General features: G+C 71.7%; 15 protein-coding genes. 7 read left to right on the forward strand and 8 right to left on the reverse strand.

Annotation, left to right across the window (positions count from 1 at the left end):
- Positions 1–2 precede the first annotated feature (2 nt).
- Positions 3–437: a GntR family transcriptional regulator gene (locus ACFQ2V_RS18630; RefSeq protein WP_386054396.1), complete on the forward strand. Its 435-nt coding sequence runs from the start codon at positions 3–5 to the stop codon at positions 435–437.
- 29 nt (positions 438–466) lie between these two features.
- On the opposite strand, the gene ACFQ2V_RS18635 is transcribed toward ACFQ2V_RS18630, so the two are convergent.
- The gene (locus ACFQ2V_RS18635) at positions 467–901 is read right to left on the reverse strand and encodes a nitroreductase/quinone reductase family protein (RefSeq protein WP_386054398.1); all 435 of its coding nucleotides are present in this window, start codon (positions 899–901) and stop codon (positions 467–469) included.
- A gap of 113 nt (positions 902–1,014) precedes the next feature.
- Positions 1,015–2,319 carry a phenylacetate--CoA ligase PaaK gene (gene paaK / locus ACFQ2V_RS18640; protein ID WP_386054399.1) on the reverse strand — a complete coding sequence of 435 codons (1,305 nt, stop codon included), beginning with the start codon at positions 2,317–2,319 and terminating at the stop codon, positions 1,015–1,017.
- Positions 2,320–2,479: 160 nt separating this feature from the next.
- Between paaK and ACFQ2V_RS18645 the strand changes: the two genes are divergently transcribed.
- From ACFQ2V_RS18645 to ACFQ2V_RS18660, 4 genes are all read left to right on the forward strand, one after another.
- Positions 2,480–3,313, forward strand: a complete 834-nt coding sequence (locus ACFQ2V_RS18645) for an ABC transporter substrate-binding protein (RefSeq protein WP_386054400.1) — start codon at positions 2,480–2,482, stop codon at positions 3,311–3,313.
- 94 nt (positions 3,314–3,407) lie between these two features.
- A complete protein-coding gene (locus ACFQ2V_RS18650) occupies positions 3,408–4,232 on the forward strand; it encodes an amino acid ABC transporter permease (protein ID WP_386054402.1) in 825 nt (274 codons plus the stop codon).
- Positions 4,232–5,071 (forward strand): amino acid ABC transporter ATP-binding protein, encoded by an 840-nt coding sequence (locus ACFQ2V_RS18655; protein WP_386054403.1) that lies wholly within the window; start codon positions 4,232–4,234, stop codon positions 5,069–5,071. Before ACFQ2V_RS18650 ends, ACFQ2V_RS18655 begins: the two co-directional genes overlap by 1 nt.
- A gap of 318 nt (positions 5,072–5,389) precedes the next feature.
- Complete coding sequence (locus ACFQ2V_RS18660; RefSeq protein WP_386054405.1) at positions 5,390–7,042, forward strand: DEAD/DEAH box helicase; 1,653 nt, start codon at positions 5,390–5,392, stop codon at positions 7,040–7,042.
- A 134-nt stretch (positions 7,043–7,176) separates the two neighbouring features.
- Here ACFQ2V_RS18660 and paaI read toward each other — a convergent pair whose 3' ends face one another.
- Together paaI and ACFQ2V_RS18670 are read right to left on the reverse strand one after the other, a co-directional pair.
- Positions 7,177–7,617, reverse strand: a complete 441-nt coding sequence (gene paaI / locus ACFQ2V_RS18665; protein ID WP_386054406.1) for a hydroxyphenylacetyl-CoA thioesterase PaaI — start codon at positions 7,615–7,617, stop codon at positions 7,177–7,179.
- Entirely contained in the window at positions 7,614–8,846 is a 1,233-nt protein-coding gene (locus ACFQ2V_RS18670) for a 3-hydroxyacyl-CoA dehydrogenase NAD-binding domain-containing protein (RefSeq protein ID WP_386054408.1), read from the reverse strand. Before ACFQ2V_RS18670 ends, paaI begins: the two co-directional genes overlap by 4 nt.
- 82 nt (positions 8,847–8,928) lie before the next feature.
- On the opposite strand from ACFQ2V_RS18670, the gene paaN reads away from it, so the two are divergent.
- Complete coding sequence (paaN, locus tag ACFQ2V_RS18675; RefSeq protein ID WP_386054409.1) at positions 8,929–10,653, forward strand: phenylacetic acid degradation protein PaaN; 1,725 nt, start codon at positions 8,929–8,931, stop codon at positions 10,651–10,653.
- A 53-nt stretch (positions 10,654–10,706) separates the two neighbouring features.
- Complete coding sequence (locus ACFQ2V_RS18680; RefSeq protein ID WP_386054410.1) at positions 10,707–12,026, forward strand: MFS transporter; 1,320 nt, start codon at positions 10,707–10,709, stop codon at positions 12,024–12,026.
- A 10-nt stretch (positions 12,027–12,036) separates the two neighbouring features.
- Here ACFQ2V_RS18680 and ACFQ2V_RS18685 read toward each other — a convergent pair whose 3' ends face one another.
- From ACFQ2V_RS18685 to ACFQ2V_RS18700, 4 genes are all read right to left on the reverse strand, one after another.
- Positions 12,037–12,417 (reverse strand): DUF1304 domain-containing protein, encoded by a 381-nt coding sequence (locus ACFQ2V_RS18685; RefSeq protein WP_386054411.1) that lies wholly within the window; start codon positions 12,415–12,417, stop codon positions 12,037–12,039.
- Between the two features lie 149 nt (positions 12,418–12,566).
- Entirely contained in the window at positions 12,567–15,560 is a 2,994-nt protein-coding gene (locus tag ACFQ2V_RS18690; protein WP_386054413.1) for an AAA family ATPase, read from the reverse strand.
- Position 15,561: 1 nt separating this feature from the next.
- On the reverse strand, positions 15,562–16,758 hold the full coding sequence (locus ACFQ2V_RS18695) for an exonuclease SbcCD subunit D (protein ID WP_386054415.1): 1,197 nt from the start codon (positions 16,756–16,758) through the stop codon (positions 15,562–15,564).
- A gap of 143 nt (positions 16,759–16,901) precedes the next feature.
- The gene (locus tag ACFQ2V_RS18700; RefSeq protein WP_386054416.1) at positions 16,902–17,279 is read right to left on the reverse strand and encodes a phage holin family protein; all 378 of its coding nucleotides are present in this window, start codon (positions 17,277–17,279) and stop codon (positions 16,902–16,904) included.
- Between the last annotated feature and the right edge of the window lie 100 nt (positions 17,280–17,379).

A 17,379-nucleotide genomic window follows, 5' to 3' on the forward strand; every position in this document is an offset into this window, starting at 1 on the left:
GGATGGTCGACCTTCCGCTCGTCGTGGACGCCGAGTCTCGCGAGTCGCCGTTCGAGCAGGTGCGCGCGCAGCTCGAGGCACTCATCCGCGCCGGTCGACTGCTACCGGGCGACAGGCTGCCGACCGTCCGGGCCCTGGCTGGGCAGCTCGGGCTGGCTGCCAACACGGTGGCGCGGGCCTACAAGCTGCTCGAGTCGGCCGGTCTCGTCGAGACACACAGCCGCGCGGGCACGACCGTCGCGTCCGGTGCCCACGCGGCCGAGGCTGCGCTGGGAGCGCTCGCAGCCCGGTTCGTCGCCGAGTCCCGTCAGGCCGGGCTCGACGACACCGCCGCCGTGGCACTCGTCCTGGAGGCCCAGCGTGCCGGCTGGCCGGATGCCCCACCCATCGAGAGAGCGATCCGTCCGCGTGTGGGCGCTCGCTCGCCTTCTCGATGAAGTGGGGGGGGCGCAGGTCGCTCGCGGGGTCAGCGCGTCGGAGTCAGCTTCGCGATGGCGATGCGCCGTCCCGACTTCGCCTCGTACGGCGCGAACGACGGGTAGGTCGTGACGAAGTCGTGCCAGCCGGCCTCACGGGCGGCTCCGCCCAGCACCTCGACCGACACTGGCGTGCGCTCGCTGCCGACCTGGATCGTGGCCGTCGAGGCAGCGCGCAGGTTCCGGATCCACTGGGGCTCCCTCGGCTGCCCGCCGGCCGTCGCCGCGAGGTAGTACGCGCCGTCACGGTGGATGTACGCGACGGGCACGGTGTGCGAGACCCCTGAGGTGCGCCCGGCGACGGTGAGCAGCAGCACCGGGCTGCCGCCCCTGGCCTTGCCGCCGACCTTGCCCCCGGTGCGGCGGTAGACCCACACCGCGGCCGTGTTGCCGGCCTTCCACAGCCTCTGCGACAGCGATGCCATGACGTGCCCCGATCGGTCGTTCGGGCCCCGGGACAGGCCCGCTCGCTCCGAGTCAAGCACGCACCGACCACGGGTGGCCGAGGAACGGTCGAGACGGCATACGGGACGGGGCCTCACTCCTTGGGACGCTCGTCGACGATGCGGCGCGCCTTGCCGACCGACCGCTCGATCGACCCGGGGTCGCGCACCTCGACCCGGCACGACGTGCCGATGCGCCGCTTGACCGTCGCCTCGAGCGTGCGCGCGATCTCGTCGGCCTCGCCGGCGCCGAGTGGTGCGAGCGGCTCGACGAGCACGGTCAGCTCGACCATGCGGCCCGGTTGCGTCAGCACGCACTGGAAGTAGGGCGACAGGCGCGGCTCCGCGAGCACGTGCTCCTCGATCTGGGTCGGGAACACGTTGACGCCGCGGATGATCATCATGTCGTCGGTGCGGCCGGTGACCTTCTCCATCCGCCGCATCGACGGGACGGCCGTGCCGGGGAGCAGGCGAGTCAGATCCCGTGTGCGGTAACGGATCACGGGCATCGCCTGCTTCGTGAGCGAAGTGAGGACGAGCTCGCCGAGCTCGCCGTCGGGCAGCACCTGCTCGGTGACCGGGTCGATGATCTCGGGGTAGAAGTGGTCCTCCCAGATGTGCAGGCCGTCCTTCGTCGTCGCCGCCTCCTGCGCGACCCCGGGGCCCATCACCTCGGACAGGCCGTAGATGTCGACGGCGTCCATGCCGGTGCGCCGCTCGATCTCCTGCCGCATCGACTCGGTCCACGGCTCGGCGCCGAAGATGCCGACCTGCAGCGACGTCGACGCGGGGTCGACCCCCGAGCGCTCCATCTCGTCGAGCAGGCTGAGGAAGTAGGAGGGAGTGACCATGATGACGCGCGGCCCGAAGTCCCGGATGAGCTGGACCTGGCGCTCGGTCATGCCACCGCTGACCGGCACCACCGTCGCGCCCAGCCGCTCGACGCCGTAGTGCGCGCCGAGCCCGCCGGTGAAGAGGCCGTAGCCGTACGCCACGTGCACGACGTCGCCCGGGTGCCCGCCGGCGAGCCGGATCGAGCGAGCCACGAGGTCGGCCCACGTGTCGATGTCGCCCTTCGTGTAGCCGACCACGGTCGGACGGCCCGTGGTGCCCGAGCTCGCGTGCACGCGGACGACCTGCTCGCGGGGCACCGCGAACATGCCGAACGGGTAGTTGGCGCGCAGGTCCGCCTTCGTCGTGAACGGCAGACGGCTCACGTCGCCCAGCGACTGCAGGTCGTCGGGGTGGAAGCCCGTCGCGTCGAACGCCTCGCGGTAGTGCGGGACGTGCTCGTACGCCGCCCGGACCGTCCGCTGGAGGCGCTCGAGCTGCATGGCGCGCAGCTCGTCCACCTCGATGGTCGGGATCTCGTGGTCGGGCAGCCGTGACTCCGTCGTCATGCGGGCCATTCTCGCCCACCCCGTTTTGCGGCCCGAGGCCCAGCGCAGATGAAGATTTGTGCTCTATTGCCGCCGGTACGTGCCTCGGTGGGGGTCACGGTGCAAGGATCGTCGCCTGTCGCCACCGTTCGCCATGTGGCCCTGAAAGAGGAGTTTGTCTGTGAAGTCTCGCCCCATGCGCTCTCTCGCTGCCGTTGCCGCCCTCAGCGCGCTGGCCCTGGCCGGCTGCAGCAGCGGCCCGGCCAACACCACGGCGACGCCGGCCGCCACCGCCAGCGGAGCCTCCGGCGTCAAGCTGATCTCCGACGGCAAGCTGACCGTCTGCACCCACCTGCCGTACGCGCCGTTCCAGTCGAACGACGACTCGGGCAAGACCGTCGGCTTCGACGTCGACATGATGGACCTCGTCGCCAAGAAGCTCGGCGTGCAGCAGACCATCGTCGACACCCCCTTCGAGGGCATCAAGTCGGGCCAGGACATGGCCACCGGCAAGTGCGACATCGCTGCCGCCGGCATGACCATCACCGACGAGCGCAAGAAGGCCATCCTCTTCTCCGAGCCCTACTTCGACGCGACCCAGGCGCTGCTCGTCAACAACGCGTCGACCGTCAAGACGCTCGCCGACCTCAAGGGCAAGAAGCTCGGCGCGCAGTCATCGACGACCGGTCTCGACTACGCGAACAAGAACAAGGACGCGAACGGCTACGACGTCGTCGAGTTCCAGGACCTCGCCGCCGAGACGCAGGCGCTGCTCACCGGCCAGATCGACGGTGCGATCAACGACCTCCCCGTCTGGAGCGAGGCCATCAAGGAGAACGCCGGCAAGGCGAAGATCGCCACGCAGTTCGACACCGGCGAGCAGTACGGCTTCGGCATGAAGCTCGGCAACGACGGCCTCAAGAAGGTCGTCGACGAGATCATCACCTCCTCCAAGAGCGACGGCACGTACGACAAGCTGTTCAAGAAGTGGATCGGGGACGTGCCCGCCCAGTAAGGGCGACCACACCTGTCCCAGGTCAGGGCTGGCGCAGACCGCACGTCTGCGCCAGCCTTGCCCTTGTCCGCCCCGCAGACGAAGTGAGGACCCCATGACCACCCAAACCGCCGAGCCCGCCCGGAGCGGACTCTCGCGCCGGCAGCGGGCGCGCCTCGGCCGGGGGGCGCAGTACGCCATCGGCCTTGCCGTCGTCGCCCTCATCCTCGTCAAGACCGACTGGCCCACGTTCAGCGCCGCCTTCCTGCGCAGCGACATCTTCCAGCGGATGATGCCTCGGGTCATCACGATCGGCCTCGTCAACACCCTCATCTACACGGCGCTCGCGTTCGTCTTCGCCTTCGTCGTCGGGCTGCTGCTCGCGATGATGAAGCTCAGCTCGATCGGGCCCTACCGCTGGTTCGCGACGGCATACGTCGAGTTCTTCCGGGGGGTGCCCGCGCTCGTCGTCCTCTTCATGGTCGCCTACGGCATCCCGAACGCCTTCGCGGGCTTCAGCTTCCCGGGCGGCACCTACGGCATGGTCATGGTGGGCCTCGGCGTCACGGCCGCCGCGTACATGGCCGAGACGTTCCGGGCCGGCATCCAGGCCGTGCCGCGGGGTCAGGTCGAGGCCGCCCGCACCCTCGGCATGAGCTCCTCGCGCACGATGCGCACCATCGTGCTGCCGCAGGCGTTCCGCATCGTCATCCCGCCGCTCACCAACGAGCTGATCCTGCTCGTCAAGGACTCGTCGCTCGTCTACGTGGTCGGTGTCACGGCCTCGACGTACGAGCTGACGAAGTTCTCACAGGACTTCCTCAACCGCACCGTCAGCCCGACGCCGCTCATCGTCGGGGCGGTCTGCTACCTCGCGATCACCCTGCCCCTGTCCATGCTCGTGCGCCAGCTCGAGCGACGCTACGCGAAGGCCCGCTGATGTCGACCCCGAGCCGCACCACCGACTCCGCTGACTCCCGCGGGCACGTCGGCCGTCACGCCATCTCGATCCGCAACCTCAAGAAGTCGTTCGGCAGCAACGAGGTGCTCAAGGACATCAGCCTCGACATCGACCAGGGCGAGGTCGTCTGCGTCATCGGCCCGTCGGGGTCGGGCAAGTCGACGCTGCTGCGCTGCGTCAACCTCCTCGAGCAGCCGACGTCCGGGCAGATCTTCGTCGGCGACGACGAGATCACCGACCCCGACGTCGACATCGACGGCGTGCGCCGCCGCATCGGCATGGTGTTCCAGTCGTTCAACCTCTTCCCGCACCTGACCGTCCTCGACAACCTGACCGTCGCCCAGACGAAGGTGCTGCGGCGCTCCAAGAGCAAGGCGCGCGAGGCCGCCCGGCACAACCTCGAGCGCGTCGGCATGACGCACAAGGAAAGTGCCTTCCCGGCGCAGCTGTCGGGCGGGCAGCAGCAGCGCGTCGCCATCGCCCGGTCGCTGTCGATGGACCCCGAGCTGATGCTCTTCGACGAGCCGACCTCCGCGCTCGACCCCGAGCTCGTCGGCGAGGTGCTCGCGGTCATGAAGTCGCTGGCCGCCGAGGGCATGACGATGATGATCGTCACGCACGAGATGGCCTTCGCCCGAGAGGTCGCCAACCGCGTCGTCTTCATGGACGGCGGCTTCGTCGTCGAGCAGGGTCCGGCCGCCGAGGTCATCGGCGACCCGCAGGAGGTGCGCACCAAGTCGTTCCTGCACCGCGTGCTCAACCCCATGGTGATCGAGGCCGACGAGGTCGGCGACGAGGGCGTACGCGACATCGGCTGAGCCGTCGGCGCGCCGACCCACGCCCTCCCGGACGAGGGAGCACTCCGTCACCGCATCCGCCGATCGAGACAACGCTCCGTCACCACGCTGCAGCCCGGGGAGGCCCTCCCGGGGCCGTCGCTGCGGGGGCGGTTCACGCGGGAGGCGCCGCCTCCGCTAGACTGGTGCGCAGTGGCCCGCCCAGTTCTGCCTCGGGCCGCTTCTTCTTGGCCTGGCCCACCCGCCGGCCGCGTCGATTCGCTCTTGCGCCGCGACCCTCACCGTTGAGGCCCTCGCGCCGGGCAGAACGACCGCATCCACTTTTTGGAGTACCCACCTGTGTCCACTGACACGAACTTCGCCGTGCTCGGCGTGCCCACCTCGCTCGTCACCGTCCTGAACGACCTCGGCATCACCACCCCGACCCCGATCCAGACGGCCACGCTGCCCGACTCGATCGCCGGCCGCGACGTCCTCGGCCGTGGTCGCACGGGCTCGGGCAAGACGTACGCCTTCCTGCTGCCGCTGATGACGCGGCTGTCCCAGTCCGGCGGTCGCCGGCAGGCGCGTCGTCCCCGCGCCCTCATCCTCGCGCCGACGCGCGAGCTCGTCGCGCAGATCGACACCGCGATGGCTCCGCTCGCCAAGGCGCTCGGCCTCACGTCGCAGACGATCTTCGGCGGCGTCGGCCAGAACCCCCAGGTCCAGGGGCTGCGGGGCGGCGTCGACGTCATCGTCGCCTGCCCGGGTCGCCTCGAGGACCTCATGCAGCAGGGCCACGTCTTCCTCGACGGCATCGAGGTGACGATCCTCGACGAGGCCGACCACATGGCCGACCTCGGCTTCCTGCCGGGCGTGCGCCGCATCATGGACAAGACGCCGCGCGACAGCCAGCGGCTGCTCTTCTCGGCGACGCTCGACGGAGCGATCAACGTCCTCGTCAAGCGCTTCCTGTCGAGTCCCGTGACCCACGAGGCGGATTCGGCGCAGTCGCCCGTCGCGACGATGAGCCACCACGTGCTCCACGTCGACAACGGCTCGCACCTGCCCGTCATCCTCGACCTCACCGCGGCGCCCGGCCGCAAGGTCGTCTTCACCCGCACGAAGCACCGTGCCAAGAAGCTCGCCAAGCAGCTCAACGCGTCGGGAGTTCCGGCCGTCGAGCTGCACGGCAACCTGAGCCAGAACGCGCGAACGCGCAACATGGACGACTTCCACTCGGGCCGCGCGCAGACGCTCGTCGCGACCGACATCGCCGCCCGCGGCATCCACGTCGACGACGTCGCCCTCGTCATCCACGCCGACCCGCCCGTCGAGCACAAGGCGTACCTCCACCGCTCCGGCCGCACCGCACGTGCCGGCAATGAGGGCACCGTCGTCACGATGATGCTCGATGAGCAGGTGCGCGACGTGCGCGACCTGACGCGCAAGGCCGGCATCAAGCCGACGACCACCCGCGTGGCCATTGGCCACCCGCTCCTCACCGAGCTCGCCCCCGGCGAGCGGTCGTACGCCGGCGGGCTCGTCCGCGAGGCCGTCGCGGCAGGCGCTGGTGCTGGCGGTTCGGCCGCCGCGTCCGGTTCCGGCGGTGGATCGGGTCGGGGGCGTGGTCGGGGGCGTGGCCGTGGCGGCAACGGCGGCGCGTCCGGCGGTGGACGGGGCACGAGCACCGTTCGCCCGGCTGCCGAGCACGGTCGCGGACCCGGCGAGGGTGGCCCCGGTCGGGGTCGCGGTGACCAGGGCTCCGACATCCAGGGTGGAGGCGCCCGCGGCGCCGGTCGTTCGGGTGCTCGCGGTTCGGGCCGCACCCGTTCCGCGCAGGGCGCCGAGTTTCAGACGTCCGCCCGCCGTGGTGGCGGTGCCGGCGGCTCGGGCCGCCGTGCCGGAGGTTCGGGCCGGTCAGGTGGTTCGGCCACGGTCTACTCGACGAGCAGCGGCGGCGCCGCGGCCTTCTCGGCCGGCACACGGGCAGGCAGCCGCCGCGCCCGCTGACGCACGCGCTCACAACCCCCGACAGGTCCCCAACCGTCGAAGGGGCACGTATCGGCCTCGCGACGGTTGGGACGTCGCGGAGCGGCGGCGCGCGAGCGAGCGGCCGGGTGTGCCCGCGAGCCGGTGGGGCGACGTCAGTGGCGCTTGAGGGAGCGGCTGCGGCCGCGGAACTCCGCGATGATCTGACCGTCCGACTCACGCTTGACCGTGACGTCCGTGATGCCACTGCGGCCGAACGCCGAGCGCACCCGCGCCTCGGCGACCAGCACGTCACCGAGCCTGCCGGGCGCGGTGAAGGCGATGTCGGCCCCGGCAGCCACCGTGAGGCGCCCCCGCGAGTTGCAGGCAAGCGCGAAGCACGAGTCGGCCAAGGTGAAGATGTAGCCGCCGTGGCAGATGGCGTGGCCGTTGACCATGTCGTCGCGGATCCCCATCCGCACGACCGCGTGGTCCTGCTCGACCACCGTGGCCTCCATGCCGAGGCGGCGCGAGGCCTGGTCGTCGGCCCACATCTGCCGGGCGAAGGCGACGCCCTCGTCGCCCGCGTCCACGTGGGGCTCGTCGATGTCGCTCATGACACGCTCCCGTCGGTCAGGGCCGGGCTCGGCCGGTAACGCCCGCCCGGGTAGGCGGTGTCGAGCTCGGCCAGCTGGCGAGCGACCACGTCGAAGCCGATCTCACGCCCCCACTCGATGGGGCCTCGGGGGTAGCGCACCCCGAGCCGCATCGCCGTGTCGACGTCGTCGGCGCTGGCCTCGCCGCGCGCCACGAGGTCGACGGCCTCGTTGACGAGCATCGCCAGCGTGCGTGCCAGCGGGTCGGTCTCGACCGGTCCGCCGACGAGGCGAGCAGCGAGTTCGAGGTCGGGTTCGGCCCCCTCGACCGCACCGTCGGCGGCATACGTGTAGACGCCCGAGCCCGACTTGCGACCCAGCCGCCCCGCCTCGACGAGCCCACGCTGGAGCTCCGTCGGCGCGTATCGCTCGTCGTGGTCGGTCTGCTCCCACACCGACGTGCCGACGGCGAGGTTGACGTCCTGGCCGATGAAGTCGGTGAGCTCGAGCGGCCCCATCGGGAAGCCACCCTTCTCGCGCAGGATCCAGTCGACCGTTGCCGCGTCGGCGATCCCGGCCTCGACCATGCGCTGCGCCTCGCCGTAGAACGGCCGGGCGACCCGGTTGACGATGAAGCCGGGCGTCGAGCTGCACCGCACCGGAGTCTTGCCCCAGGCCTCCATGAGCGCGGTCACGTGCTCGACGTAGGCCTTCGCGGTCCGCTTGCCCTGCACCACCTCGACGAGGGCCATCACCGGTGGCGGGTTGAAGAAGTGCAGGCCGAGCACGCGCTCCGGGTCGGCGACGTCGTCGGCGATCTCGTCGATGTCGATGCTCGACGTGTTCGTCGCGAGGACGGTGGTCGAGGGCTGGCGTTCGGCGAGCTCGGCGAAGATGCCCTGCTTGACCGCGAGGTTCTCGGGCACGGCCTCGATGACGAGGCCGCACTCGGGCAGCCCGTCGAGCGACTCGGCCGGCGTGATGCGGGCGAGCGCGGCGGACGCGTCGTCCTGCGACAGGCGGCCCTTCTCGACCAGGCGCGTCAGTGCCGAGCCGACCTTCTCGATGGCTGCCACCGCTGCGCCCTCGACGAGGTCGACGAGCGTCACAGGGTGGCCGGCGGTCGCCGCGACCTGGGCGATGCCGGCTCCCATCGCTCCTGCGCCGACGACGCCGACGGGGCCGAACGTCGACTCGACCGCGTCCTCCTCGCTGCGTGCTGCACCGGCTCCGGGGGTGTCCGTGTCCATGTCCGCCATCCTGCCGGGTCCGGGTGCCCGCGTGCTCACCGGGCGGTCAGGGAGCACCTGCGGCCGGGGCTAGCATCGTGTCGTGACTGCACCGGCAACGACGCCCACCCACGCCCTCCTCGACACGCACGCAGGGGTCCTCGACGAGATCCGTCAGGCCCTCACGACGCGTTCCTGGTACTCCCGCTACCCCGAGTCGCCGAGCCCGCGCGTCTACGGCGAGTCCGCTGCCACGGAGGGGCTGAACGCCTACGAGGCGCACCTCCAGCAGCCGTATGCCGCCCTGTCGAGCCAGCCGACCGACGGTGCCTTCGTCGGCAGCGAGGTGTCGCCCTACGGGCCGGCCCTCGGCGCGACCTACCCGGCGCTCGACGTCGACGCCGCCTTCGAGGCCGCCAAGGCGGCGATCCCGGCCTGGCGCGACGCCGGCCCGCAGGTGCGTGCCGCCGTGTGCGTGGAGATCGTCGACCGCATCAACAAGCGCAGCTTCGAGATCGCCAACGCGGTGATGCACACGTCGGGCCAGCCTTTCGTCATGTCGTTCCAGGCCGGCGGGCCGCACGCCCAGGACCGCGCGATCGAGGCGGTGGCGGCGGGGCTCGTCGAGCAGGAGCGCGTGCCGGCCTCGGTCGTGTCGGAGAAGCCCGGCCGCGACCGCGAGGGCAACCCGGCGCCGACGCGCATGCAGAAGGACTACCGCATCGTCCCGCGCGGCATCGCGCTCGTCATCGGCTGCAACACGTTCCCGACGTGGAACGCCTACCCCGGCATCTTCGCCTCGCTCGTGACGGGCAACCCGGTCGTCGTCAAGCCGCACCCGCGGGCCGTCCTGCCGCTCGCGATCTCGGTCGAGGTCGCCCGCGAGGTGCTCAGCGAGGCGGGCTTCGACGCCGCGCTCGTCCAGCTCGCCCCCGAGGGCGACGGCCAGGGGCTCGCCAGGACGCTCGCCGAGCGCGACGACGTCGCGATCATCGACTACACCGGTGGTCCGACGTTCGGCGCCTGGCTCGAGCAGCAGGCCGGCGCCCGCGGCGCGCTCGTCTACACGGAGAAGGCCGGCATCAACTCGATCGTCATCGACTCGACCGACGACCTCAAGGGCATGCTGGGCAACCTCGCCTTCAGCCTGACCCTCTACTCCGGCCAGATGTGCACCGCGCCGCAGAACCTCTACGTCCCGGCCGACGGCATCGACACCGATGAGGGCCACCTGTCCTTCGACGACTTCGGCGACAGGCTCGCCGGCGCCGTGGGGCGGCTCACCGGCGACGACACCAAGGCCGTCGAGCTGCTCGGCGCGACCGTCAACGACCAGGTGCGCAGCAACGCCGACTCGCTCGGCCGGCTCGCGTCCGACGCGGGGGGCCGGGTCGTGCTCGACTCGCGCCGCGTCACCCACCCGACGTACGCCGACGCCGTCGTCCGCGCGCCGGGTCTCGTCGCGCTCGACGTCGCCCGCGAGGACGTCTACACGCAGGAGTGCTTCGGCCCCGTCGGCTTCCTGATCCGCACCGCCTCGACTGAGCAGTCGCTGGCCCAGCTCGCCGACACCGTGCACGAGCACGGCGCCATGACGGCGGCCGTCTACTCCACGAGCGAGGACGTGCTCGACGCGGCGCGCGACGCGGCCGCTGCTGGCGGGGTCGCCCTGTCCGAGAACCTCACCGGCCAGATCTTCGTCAACCAGACGGCTGCGTTCTCCGACCTGCACGGCACCGGCGCCAACCCGGCGGCCAACGCGGCCTACACCGACGCCGCCTTCGTCGCGAACCGCTTCCGGGTCATCACCTCCCGCCGGCACGTCTGACGTCTGTGGTCGTCGCTCCCTCCCTACTTGACCGGGCTGCCCTGCAGCGCAGGGTGATTCGCACGCTCGTCGGCTCGCAGGTGCTCGGTGGCGTGGGCATGGCCTGCGGCATCGCGGTGGGCGCGCTGCTCGCCGAGGACCTCAGCGGCACCGAGGCGCTCGCCGGCGTCGGCACCACGGCGCAGGTGCTCGGCACGGCCCTCATCACCATCCCGGTGGCGAGGGCAACGGCAGCCCGCGGACGCCGGGTGGGTCTGCGCCTCGGCCTGACCCTCGCCTTCGTCGGCGCGGCGGTCGTCCTCGTCGCCGCGGTGCTGCGCTCCTTCCCGCTCTTCGTCGTGGGCATGTTCCTCTTCGGCGGCGGCACCACCGCCAACAACCAGACGAGGTATGCCGCCGCCGACCTCGCGGTGCCGGCGCGCCGAGGGCGCGACCTCAGCATCGTCGTCTGGGCGACGACCATCGGGTCGGTCGCCGGCCCGAACCTCGTCGGCCCGGGCAAGGCCGTGGCGCAGGCGGTCGGTGTTCCCGAGCTGTCGGGCGTCTTCGTCTTCTCGCTCGCCGGGTTCGTGCTCGCATGGTTCGTCGTAGACCGGCTGCTGCGGCCCGACCCGCTCCTCACGGCGCGGGTCCTCGACGCCCAGGCGCGACGAGTCGACGGCGAGCAGCAGCGGGACGCTCTGGTCGCAGGCTCCGGCGGCGACGACGTGACGTCCGGTTCCGTCGCCGACGCCACGCAGCACGGCGCCCCCAACCACGACGGCTCGATGCGACGTGGCCTCACCGTGGTGCGCGCCAACCCGCGGGCGCTCCAGGGGATCCTCGTGATGGCGCTCGGCCACCTCGTGATGGTGAGCGTCATGGTGATGACCCCGATCCACATGAAGCACGGGCACGCCGAGCTGGAGGTCATCGGCTTCGTCATCTCGATGCACATCATGGGGATGTTCGCGCTGTCACCGCTCGTCGGCATGGCCGTCGACCGCTGGGGCGGGCAGGTCGTGGCGACGACCGGCGGGGCGGTGCTGGCGGTTGCCGCCGTGCTGGCTTCGCGTTCGCACGCCGGCTGGTCGGGGCTGCTGCTCGTCGCGCTCTTCCTGCTCGGAGTCGGCTGGTCGTGCACGCTCGTGTCGGGCTCGACGCTGCTGACCTCGGCGGTCTCGACCGACGAGAGGCCCGCCACCCAGGGATTTGCCGACGTGCTCATGGGCCTCGCCGGCGCCGGAGGTGGCGTCGCGGCCGGTGTCGTGGTCGGCTCCGCCGGCTACGGCATGCTCGCGCTCGGCTCTGCCGTGGTCGGTGTCGTCATCCTCGTCATCGGCGCCCCTCGCGGACCGCGCCGCAGTGGCGACGCGGAGGCGAGCCCCGCCTGACCGGTCGTGGTCAGGCGAGGAGCGTCAGCACGAAACCGATGAGCGGGATGGTGCCCTGCGACAGCGCGGCCCGCAGGTAGCTGCTGCCGGTCGTGATGAGCACCGTCGCGGCAGCCACCATCGAACCCGTGCAGAAGAGCATGAGGGTCTTGCCGACCTCGTGGTGGCCGGTCCACCAGAGCACGATGCCGAGCGCCGCACCGAGCCCGAGGAAGAGGTTGTAGAAGCCCTGGTTGTACGCCATCGGCCTCGTCACGTCGGCCGCGGACTGGTCGGCGACACCGAAGCGACGCCAGATCTCAGGCCGGGTCCAGGCGAGGCTCTCCATGCAGAAGATGTAGACGTGGAGCAGGGCGGCCAGACCGACGAACACGCTCGCGACGACGCTCATGCCCGGATCCTAGGGCCGCGTGTGGTCCCGCCGTGAGCCGGACCCGACGGGGCGCTCCCGCGATCGAAAGGTCGCGACACCCCTGGGATCGAACGGGCTTTCCGTCGGCACCCGCCGCGTGACGAAGCGCGCTTTCGACGGGATGGCCGTCAGGCGGTGATGCGCAGGGTGCTCGTGCGGTCGGGCCGGACGAGCACCTCGATGCGGTCGGCGACGCGCGACTTCAGCTCGGTGACGTGGCTGACGATGCCGACGGTGCGCCCGCCCTCGCGCAGGCCCTCGAGCGTGTGCATGACGTCGTCGAGCACGTCGGGGTCGAGCGTGCCGAAGCCCTCGTCGACGAACAGGGTGCCGAGGTCGACGCCACCGGACTCGGCGCGCACCACCTCGGCCAGCGCGAGCGCGAGCGACAGGGACACGTAGAAGGTCTCGCCGCCGGAGAGCGTGCCGACCTCACGCACCTGGTTGGTGTGCATGTCGTGCACCCGCACGCCGAGGCCCGACTTGGCGTTGCCCTTCTTCGCGTCGGTGTGCTCGAGGGTGTAGCGACCACCCGAGAAGCGGCCGAGCTCGGTGTTGGCGGCCGACAGCACCTCGGTGAACCGCCGGATGAGGACGTACTTCGCGAGGTCGAGGTTGAGCTGGTTGTCGCCGTTGCCGGCGACGAGCTGGCCGACCCGCACCGCGTCGGCGGTCTCGGCGATCACGGCAGCGTTGCGTGACAGGGCGTCGCGGATGTCGGCGGCCCGGCGCTTCGTGCGCGTCACCTGGTCGCGCAGGCTGCCGTGCTCGTGGGCGGCCGCCTCCATGTCCTTCTTCGCGGCGACGGCGAGCGCCTCGAGCTGATCGATGTCGTCGAAGAGGGCGTCGAGCTGGACGTCGGCGAGCTCGGGCCCGGTGAGGCCGGCCCGCACCTGCGTGCAGGCCCGCTCGAAGTCGTCGATCTCCTTGGTGCGGGCGCTGATCCACTCGGTGCCGCGGTCGGCGGCCATCCACTCGGCGACGTCGGAGAAGCCGAACTGGGCGAGGTCGGAGTCGCGGGCCGCGGTGTCCTCGGCGACGGCCGCCGCGGCGACATCGCGCTGGGTGATGGCGTCGACCAGCGCGTCGATGCGACCGGCGGCCGCCACGAGGTCGTCGCGCCTGGCCACGACACTGGGGTGACCGTCGCGGGCCTGCTCGACGAGGGAGGTCTCCTCGGCGATGCGTGCGCCGAGGTCGGTGACGGACTGCTCGGTGCGGGCGAGCTCGGCACCGAGCGTGGCGGCCTCGGTGGACAGGGCCTCGGCCCTGTCGCGCAGCTCGCCGAGCCGGGTGGCTCCGGCCTCGACGTCGGACCGGGCCCGCACCGACTCGGCCAGCTCGCGGGCTGCGTCCTCGGCCCGCGAGCGCGCCTTCGCGACGTCGAGCCCGTCTGCACGGGCCGCGAGCTCACGCACCTCGGAGCGCAGGGCAGCGAGGGCGTCGGCGGCGGTCGCCGCCCGCCGCCGCAGCTCCACGACGCGGGTCTCCTCCGTCTCGATCTGCTCGGGAGTGACGGCGTCGAGGGTCGGGCGCGCCGGCGACGGGTGCTCCGTGGAGCCACAGACCGGGCACGGGTCGCCGGCGGTGAGCGACAGGCCGAGCTCGCCGGCGATCCCCTCGATGCGTGCGCGCCGCAGCCCGGCGAGGGCGGTCTCGGCAGCGGCCACGGCCGACAGGGCCGCAGCAGCCGCGGCCTCGCAGCCCGGGACCCGCCCGGCCGCCGCAGCGTGCGCCAGCGCCGCCTCGAGGCGCTCCTTCGCCCGCTCGCCCTCCGCGGCCCGCCCGTCGACGAGAGCGGCCACTCGCCGGGCCTCGGTGAGGGCCTCCTCGTGCGCGCGGATGGCTGCCGGCAGGGCGTCGAGCTCGGTCGTCACTGCCGCGGCGGAGCGTCGGATGCCGTCGCGTCGCTCGGCGAGACGCCGCTGCTCGGCCAGGCGCGAGCCGAGTGCGGCCTCGACGGAGATGGCGCCGGTGAGAGAGCCGACGACCTCCCGCGCATGAGCGGCCGCCTCGCGCAGGGCGGCAGGGCCGCGGTCGCGCAGGCCCGGCTCGACCTGCTCGCGCGCCCGGCGGAGGGAGACGTCCGCTCGACGCAATGCCTGCTCGGACAGCGCGAGCGTGCGCACGGCGCCCGCGACCGGCCGGGCCTGCTGCGCCCGCGAGACCTCCTCGCGCAGCTCGGTGAAGCGCACGGCCTGCTTGCCGAGGTCGTGCTCCTGCTGCTGCAGTGCGAGCAGGCGTTCGCGGCGCTGCATGCGCAGCCTGGCGTCGCTGACCATGTCGGCCATCTGCTTGTGGGTCTCGATCGCCTCGCGGCTGGCCTTGCCGGCGTGCCGCTCGCGTGTCATCAGCTCGTCGACGACCTGGGCCAGCTCGGCCTCGAGAGCCTCGGGGGCGGTGCGGCTCAGGGCCTCGAGCACGTCGCGGCGCTCGGTCTCGAGGCCCGCCGAGACGGCGAGGGCGTGCACGGCCAGGCGGATCTCGTCGACGGCCGACTGCCTGCGGGCCTGGGCCGCCTTGCCGGCCTCGACGATCTCGTCCTGCACGCGTCGGAAGAACGCGGTGCCGAAGACCTTCTCGAGGAGCTTGCCCTTGTCCTCCGACCTCGCCCGGAGGAACGTCGCGAACTCGCCCTGCGGCAGGATCACCGTCTGCACGAACTGGTCGCGCGTCAGCCCCACGGCACGCGTGATCTCGTCGTCGCAGTCGCCGATGTTGGTCGACAGCAGCTCGCCACCGGTGAGGTCGTCGGGGGTCTGGAGCCGCCACAGCTTGATCGTTGGCTGCTGCACCGTCGAGCCCGCGCCGCGCGACTTCGGTCGCTCGAAGCGCGGGGTGCGCTGGACCCGGTAGAGCCCGGACTGGGTCTCGAAGACGAGCACGACGACCGGGACGGTGCGTGGGTCGGCGTGGTGCGAGTGGATGCGCTCGACGTCGGCGGAGGCCTGGGCGACCTTGCCGTAGAGCGCGAACGTGATGGCGTCGATGATCGTCGACTTGCCCGAGCCGGTGGGGCCCTCGAGCAGGAAGAGGCCGGCGCGCCCGACGGTGGTGAAGTCGATGACCTCGGTGCCGGCATAGGGCCCGATGGCCGTCATGGAGAGGTGGTGCAGCTGCACGTCACGCCACCTCCTGGGCCTCGGCCTTGTGCTGGGCGACGACGGCGGCCTCGAAGCCGGCCGCGAAGACGTCGACCTCACCGTCGCTCGCCTCGGTCTTGGTGACGTAGGCGATGAAGTCGGAACCGAGCTCGCGCGGGTCGCGCTCGCTCACGACGGTCGTGCCGCCGCGGGTGCGCTCGACCGAGCCCTCGGGCTCGTGGAAGACCTGGAGCGCGTGCGGGAAGCGTGACTTGAGGCGGTCCATGAGCGAGTCGGGCCGCACGCGGTCGGTCACCGTGACGCGTACCCACGCGCTCTCGGCGGCGGTGTGCTCGGGTGCCTCGAGCAGCTCGTCGAGTCGCCCGCGCAGGGTGGCCATGGCGCGCGGCTGCGCGATCTCGACGGGCGTGACCCGCGCGGGTGCGGCCTCGTCGAGGTCGACGAGCAGCACGACCTTCTGGTGGTCCTGCTCGGAGAAGGAGTAGCGCAGCGGCGACCCGGAGTAGCGCACGACCGACCCCTCCGCGGAGTCGGGCGCCTGCGGCCCGTGGAGGTGGCCGAGCGCGGCGTAGTCGATGCCCGCGAAGACGGTGCCGGCCACCCGGTCGACGCCGCCGACCATGATCGAGCGCTCGGAGTCGCTCGGCTCCGCGCCGGCGACGAACGCGTGGGCGAGCACGACCGAACGCACGCCCGCACGGTCGGCGAGGTCGGCGCGGATGCGGTCGCACGCAGCGCCGACGACGGCCTGGTGCGACCGCGGCAGCGGCTCACCACCACCCGCCAGCGCAACTCGCGCGTGGTCGGGGTCGAGGTAGGGGATGCCGTAGATCGCGGCCCGCACACCGTCGCCGCCCTCGAGCAGGACCGGCAGGTCGAGCTGCCCGAGGTCGGTGACCATGCGGATGCGGTCGCGGAAGAGCCCGGAGCCGTAGCCGAGGCGGATCGCCGAGTCGTGGTTGCCCGACGTGATGACGACGGTCGTGACGGCAGACAGCCGCGAGAGGGTCCACTCGAAGAGCTGCACCGACTCGACGGGCGGGACACCCCGGTCGTAGACGTCTCCCGCGACGAGCACCGCGTCGACGGGGATGCCGTCGGGGGGCGACTCGACGAGCTCGCAGATGCGCTCCAGGACAGCCGCCTGCGCCTCGTGGAGGTTCACGCCGTGGAGCGTGCGCCCGAGGTGCCAGTCGGAGGTGTGGAGCAACCGCATGGCTCGACGGTAGGACCCCGCGCCGACACCCTCCGAACCGACACCCCGGTCGGCGGGCAGGTGGCCGACCCGGGGGCGTATGCCGTGAGCCCGTCTTCCGGACGGAAGACGGGCTCACGCGTACTCACCGGGTGCGGTGCGCGTCAGTCGGTCTTGATGAAGCTGAGGATCATCGAGACGAAGGTGACGATGAGCGCCCCGAAGACGGCGTCCCAGAAGAAGTGGTCGATGTGGAACGCCAGGTTGAGCTTGCCGGCGAGCCACGAGGTGAGCTCGAGCATCAGCGCGTTGACGATGAAGACGAACAGTCCCAGCGTCAGGATGATGAACGGCATCGACAGCAGCTTCGCGACGGGCCGGATCAAGGCGTTGACGACGCCGAAGACCAGGGCGACGAGGACGACGGTCCAGAAGATGTTGCCCGTGCGGCCCTCACCGAACGTGATGCCCGGGATGGCCCACGCGGCGATCCACAGGGCGACGGCGTTGATGACCGTCTGCAGCGCGAAGTTGATGAGCATGCGCTCAGTGTTCCACGGCGGCAGGCGAGTCGGCGGGTAGGCCGGGGTGCTCGTCACCGGGGATGCGGGGCTGGAACATCGAGTTGAGCCGGAGCAGGTC

The organism is Terrabacter terrigena, from assembly GCF_042676085.1.
Lineage (GTDB): Bacteria > Actinomycetota > Actinomycetes > Actinomycetales > Dermatophilaceae > Terrabacter > Terrabacter terrigena.

Bases quoted from the DNA above. Each gene is read 5' to 3' on its own strand.
- ACFQ2V_RS18655 (WP_386054403.1), top strand. From the start codon at position 4,232: ATGTCGACCCCGAGCCGCACCACCGACTCCGCTGACTCCCGCGGGCAC.
- ACFQ2V_RS18650 (WP_386054402.1), top strand. From the start codon at position 3,408: ATGACCACCCAAACCGCCGAGCCCGCCCGGAGCGGACTCTCGCGCCGG.
- ACFQ2V_RS18700 (WP_386054416.1), bottom strand. From the start codon at position 17,279: ATGCTCATCAACTTCGCGCTGCAGACGGTCATCAACGCCGTCGCCCTG.
- ACFQ2V_RS18695 (WP_386054415.1), bottom strand. From the start codon at position 16,758: ATGCGGTTGCTCCACACCTCCGACTGGCACCTCGGGCGCACGCTCCAC.
- ACFQ2V_RS18685 (WP_386054411.1), bottom strand. From the start codon at position 12,417: ATGAGCGTCGTCGCGAGCGTGTTCGTCGGTCTGGCCGCCCTGCTCCAC.
- paaK (WP_386054399.1), bottom strand. From the start codon at position 2,319: ATGACGACGGAGTCACGGCTGCCCGACCACGAGATCCCGACCATCGAG.
- ACFQ2V_RS18635 (WP_386054398.1), bottom strand. From the start codon at position 901: ATGGCATCGCTGTCGCAGAGGCTGTGGAAGGCCGGCAACACGGCCGCG.
- ACFQ2V_RS18670 (WP_386054408.1), bottom strand. From the start codon at position 8,846: ATGGACACGGACACCCCCGGAGCCGGTGCAGCACGCAGCGAGGAGGAC.
- paaI (WP_386054406.1), bottom strand. From the start codon at position 7,617: ATGAGCGACATCGACGAGCCCCACGTGGACGCGGGCGACGAGGGCGTC.
- ACFQ2V_RS18630 (WP_386054396.1), top strand. From the start codon at position 3: ATGGTCGACCTTCCGCTCGTCGTGGACGCCGAGTCTCGCGAGTCGCCG.